Below are 3,840 nucleotides of genomic sequence, written 5' to 3' on the forward strand. Positions count from 1 at the left end.
TTGGATGAGGATGCCAATAAAATAATTCAAATTGAAGGAACCCATGGCCAGGGAAATAATTTTATAGAGCACAAGGGCAGGTTGTATACAGGTACTGGCGGAATGGGCCTGGTTGAAATTACAGGGACCACTTTTAAATATGTCTTGCAAAGTCAGAATTATGATTTTCGTTCCAATTTTCTTTATCCGTCCAAAAAAGATCCTGATCGCTTAATAGTTGGCCATCAACAAGGTATTAAAGGATTCTATTTTAATCCCAGGACAGAACAATTTGAACTGGAATTCTCATTTTCAGAGCTAAGTACATCTGCCGGTGGCGGTGACATTTCTGAATCGCCGGAGGGGGATTTTTGGGTGGCTTCGTCAGAACGAGGAGAGGTTCATTTAGTAAAACCCGGTTTTGAAGACGGGAAAATGAATTTCAGCGCTTCCAATATCACCACCTATACACAAGATAATGGCTTGCCGGATTCTTTTATCGGGCTTCTGGAAGTTAATGATGAATTAAATTTTATCGCGCCACAAACGGAGGAAACCTACGCTTTTAACAGTGCTGAAAATAAATTCGAAAAAAGAAAATTGTTCTTTGACCATTTAATTGGCTGGAACAGAAGAGGAAGATCAAACTTAATTAAGGACAGTGCGGGAAAAATATGGTTTAATGCCGGTTCAAGTATTTTTGTGGCTGAAAAGTCAGCCTCAGGAGAATACACCTTTAACACAGATACCTTTAGGCAACTAAACAATCAGGTGATTTGGGGTATTTACCCGGAGGACACAAAACCGGATGGCTCCCAAACCGTATGGTTTACTGGTCCTGACGGGATTGTTCGCTATGAAGGTAAATTAGAAAAACCGGCAACTCCTGATTTTCATGTTAAAATACGAAACCTGAGCATCGCCGGAGACTCTGTTCTTTATGCGGGAAATATCGATTTTCCTAAAAATTTAAAAGTCCCTTTTAAAGAAAATACCGTCGCCTTAGGTTCTGCAGCTCCTTTATTTATAGGCCAAAAAGATATTACATATAGCACACAATTGGAAGGCCTGGACAAAACCTGGTCTGAATGGACCAAACAAACCACCCGGGAATATATTAATTTACCCTCAGGGAATTATTCCTTTAAAGTAAAAGCAAAGAATATATATGGCGGTATTAGTCCTGAAGCCTTAGTTACCTTTTCCATTAACACTCCATGGTATGAAACGTGGTTGGCCTATGCACTCTATGTCTTAGGCTTCCTGGCATTGGTATACGCTATTGTAAAAACCCGTACCAATCTTTTAGTTAAACAGCAAAAGGATTTGGAAGATAAGGTAGAAGAGCGTACTAAAGAGGTTCAACAGCGCCTGGATGAATTGGATACTATTAACCATGTAAGTAAAGCGCTTACAGAAAAATTAGAACTTACAGAGCTGATACAGCTTGTAGGTAATGAGATGAAGAACCTGTTTAAATCGGATATTACGTATCTGGCCATATTAGACGAGGAAAAGGGGATTATTAATTTTCCCTATCAGGATGGTGATAATATGCCCCCAATGACTTTTGGTGAAGGGTTCACCTCTAAAATCATACAAAGCGGGGAAGCCTTGCTAATTAATAAAGACTCTGATATTGTTGCCCAATATGATAAGTATGGGATTTCCCAGACAGGTAAGCGGGCTATTTCATATTTGGGAGTTCCTATTCCTGTTGAAGACAAAGTTATTGGAGTGCTTAGTGTACAAAGTACGCAACTGGCCAGCCGTTTTAACCAGGAAGATAAAAATTTACTAAATACAATTGCAATTAGCGTTGGAGTGGCCCTTCACAATGCAGAACTATATGAAGAAGCCAAAGAGGCAAAAGCAAAAGCAGAGGATGCCAATGAAGCAAAAAGTGCTTTTCTTTCAACGGTAAGTCACGAATTACGTACGCCATTAACATCGGTATTGGGCTTTGCCAAAATTATCAGGAAAAGGCTTGAAGAAAAGATATTCCCGGCAGTTAAAGTAGAGGATCAAAAAATAAAAAAGTCCATGAAACAGGTAAGTGAAAACCTGAACGTAGTGGTCTCCGAAGGGGAACGGCTTACCAATTTAATAAATGATGTACTGGATCTTGCCAAAATTGAATCGGGCAGAATGGAATGGAACAAGAAACCTATTTTCCTTCAGGATGTGATTAGCAGAGCCATTGCGAGTACCTCGTCTTTATTTGAAGAAAAGGGGCTAAGCCTGAAGAAAAAGGTTTCGGAAGATCTACCGGTAGTAAGTGCGGATGAGGACAAACTTATTCAGGTGGTAATTAACCTTTTATCTAATGCAGTAAAATTTACAGATAAGGGATCTGTGGTACTTGAGGCATCATTAGATAACGGGCAAATCCTTGTTGAAGTTCAGGATACAGGTATAGGCATAGCCGAAGAAGACAGACATAAGATCTTTGAACGCTTCAGGCAAGCCGGGGATACCTTAACAGATAAACCCAAGGGTACCGGCCTGGGGCTTCCAATCTGCAGGGAAATTATTGAGCACCATGGAGGTATTATCTGGATGAAGAGCACCGCAGGGGTAGGAAGTACTTTTTTCTTTACTATCCCGGTTATGGGAGAAGGAACGGACAAACCCCCTATTCAATTAGACAGAATACTTAAAAGCTTAAAAAAGCAAATTAAGCACTCCTCTCTAAACACCTTAAAAAAGGCGCAAACTATATTGGTCGTTGATGATGACACCCCTATTAGATCTCTCTTAAGACAGGAACTTACGGAAGCGGGCTACGAGGTAAATGAAGCCGCCAATGGCAAAGCAGCTTTGGATATGGTAAGAATGTCTAAACCAGATTTGATCATTCTCGACGTTATGATGCCTGAAATAAACGGATTTGATGTTGCAGCGGTATTAAAGAACGATCCTGCAACTATGGATATCCCCATAATTATATTGTCTATAGTTCAGGACAAGGAGCGTGGGTTTAGAATAGGTGTAGACAGGTATCTTACCAAACCAATAAATACGGAACATTTGTTTCACGAAGTAGAAGAACTACTGGAACAGGGAGTATCTAAAAAGAAAGTTTTAGTAGTAGATGAGGATGCATCTGCCGTTAAGACGCTCTCCGATGTATTGAATGCGAGGGGCTATAAAGTGGTGGAATCAAACTCAAAGGACTTTTTAGCAACAGCCACAAAATCCAAACCGGATATTATTATGCTTAACTCCGTTTACAATGGGGATCAAAAAAAATTAAAGGAGTTAAAACTTCAAAAAGGGATGGAGAACGTTATGTTCTTTATCTATGAATAACTATTAATTAATAAGGAAATATAAATATATGGGACAAAAGTTACTCATTGTAGATGATGAAGCACATATCAGAATGCTAATAGAGCAAACCCTGGAGGATTTGGAAGATGAAGGTGTTGAATTATTGTTTGCGGAGAATGGAGAAGAAGCATTAAACTTAATTCAAAAGGAGGAACCCAACCTTGTATTCCTGGATGTTATGATGCCCAAGATGAATGGGATGGAAGTCTGTCATAAAGTAAAAAAAGAGCTCAAATTATCACAAGTATATATCATACTCTTAACTGCAAAAGGTCAGGAAGTAGATCGTCAAAAAGGGCTGGACATGGGAGCAGACCGTTACATGACCAAACCTTTTGATCCGGATGAGATGTTGTCTATTGCGGAAGAAATACTGAAGATGTAAGTATGACAAGGCATACCAGTTCAAAGTACTATTTAAAAGCCCTGAAAAGTATCTTAAAAAAAAGCCATGGTTCAGAGCAGGTAATTTTCTCTATCGCGGCCAAATTGAGATTGAAATTTGCAGTGATGGGCTTTGATGACACT

2 protein-coding genes are annotated in these 3,840 nt (G+C 39.5%); both read left to right on the forward strand.

All coding sequences use genetic code 11. The features are described from left to right. Positions 1-3,291, forward strand: a 3,291-nt coding sequence (locus WBN20_RS05000) for a response regulator (RefSeq protein ID WP_424280927.1), incomplete at its 5' end; no start/stop codon positions are given. Positions 3,292-3,319: 28 nt separating this feature from the next. Beyond that, positions 3,320-3,697, forward strand: coding sequence for a response regulator transcription factor (locus WBN20_RS05005; RefSeq protein WP_424271212.1), 378 nt, complete (start codon positions 3,320-3,322; stop codon positions 3,695-3,697). Positions 3,698-3,840: the final 143 nt, after the last annotated feature.

The organism is Eudoraea sp. (assembly GCF_049665975.1).
Lineage (GTDB): Bacteria > Bacteroidota > Bacteroidia > Flavobacteriales > Flavobacteriaceae > Eudoraea.

What these genes read in the sequence shown, in the direction of transcription:
- WBN20_RS05005 (WP_424271212.1), top strand. Translation starts at nt 3,320, where the DNA reads ATGGGACAAAAGTTACTCATTGTAGATGATGAAGCACATATCAGAATG.